Genomic DNA, 710 nt, shown 5'->3' with positions numbered 1-710 from the left:
CTGCACCCAGACGCATCAGCGCGACCTGCGCGGCTTCATGGCGCAGCCGGAAGGTCAGCCACAGCGCCGCAAGTGAGGCCGCCAGCGCAATCACTACCGAGATCGCAATCCAGGTCTTGTCCCAGATAATGCCCGGCGTCACTTCCAGCGCGGCCATACCGGTGTAATGCATCGCCACGATGCCTGTGCCCATCACTAAAGCGCCCGGCAGCAGACGTCGTAACCGCAGTTGTTCGCCGCTGACCAGCCACAGTGCAAACATCGACGAGCCGATAGCAATGATCATTGAGAGCACCGTTAGCGTCGGGCTATAGCTCATACGCATGGAGAGATCCATCGCCAGCATGCCAATGAAATGCATCGCCCACACGCCGATTCCCATCGCCACGCCGCCGCCCGCCAGCCACACGCGTGCAGCGATACCCTGACTGCCCGCAACGCGCGCGGCCATGTTGAGCGCGGTATAGGCAGCAAGGATGGCAACAACGAAGGAGACGACAACGAGGATTTGGTTGTATTGGCTAACCAGCATGGTGGGTTTAACTCATTCTCAGTGAGAGGTTATGCGAAAGCGCCTGAAAGGGCAGTGACATTATCACCGGAACGGAATGACGAAAAGGGATTTAAATCCCCGTTTTTAATGGGTGATAAGGCGCTTTTTGATGATATTCGCGGCTTATTCCAGCTCTGAGCAGTTCACCAGTTTAAGC

At 56.9% G+C, this 710-nt stretch carries 1 protein-coding gene; it reads right to left on the bottom strand.

From position 1 onward, the window contains the following. A partial coding sequence (locus tag K5E19_RS23220; protein ID WP_311775527.1) for an MHYT domain-containing protein occupies window positions 1-532 on the bottom strand: 532 nt, incomplete at its 3' end. Between the last annotated feature and the right edge of the window lie 178 nt (window positions 533-710).

The sequence above is a fragment of the Enterobacter sp. RIT637 genome (genome assembly GCF_019718755.1).
Classification (GTDB): domain Bacteria; phylum Pseudomonadota; class Gammaproteobacteria; order Enterobacterales; family Enterobacteriaceae; genus Enterobacter.
The sequence above is the reverse complement of the archived record's forward strand: the minus strand, read 5'-3'. Positions and strand labels throughout refer to the sequence as shown.